Source organism: Caldisalinibacter kiritimatiensis, from assembly GCF_000387765.1.
GTDB classification, from domain to species: domain Bacteria; phylum Bacillota; class Clostridia; order Tissierellales; family Caldisalinibacteraceae; genus Caldisalinibacter; species Caldisalinibacter kiritimatiensis.
Genome location: NZ_ARZA01000023.1, coordinates 1 through 371, shown reverse-complemented (window position 1 = coordinate 371; position 371 = coordinate 1). Strand labels below are relative to the sequence as shown.

Annotated in this window: 1 protein-coding gene; it reads left to right on the top strand. The window is 20.5% G+C overall.

The window, feature by feature from the left end; all coding sequences use genetic code 11:
• Positions 1–115 precede the first annotated feature (115 nt).
• Positions 116–371 (top strand): hypothetical protein (locus L21TH_RS00795; RefSeq protein ID WP_034428896.1); only part of this gene is annotated, 256 nt, incomplete at its 3' end.

The following is a 371-nucleotide window of genomic DNA, read 5'->3' as shown; positions in this document are numbered from 1 at the left end:
TAACAGAATATGGTAAATAGGTATTATATAAGGTATAATAATAGATAAAGGAATTAAATTGCATTTATAGTATATGGAACATTGAGTTATAGAAAGTGTAGGTTGAGGAGGGATAATGATTAAAAAGGTTAGTTTAACTATTATAAGTGTAATATTGTTGTTTACAATTATTACAACAGTAAAAGGATTAGGTACCTTTGAAAAACTTGTATTAAAAGAATATAAAAATTATAACAAAGTAGATTTATTTACTGAAATAGAAATATATAAATTTAATGGAGCAAAATATTCTATAAGAAACGATAATGACATTACAAAAATAAATCAATTATTAAATGAATTAAAAAAACTTAGAATTTTAAAATTACAAG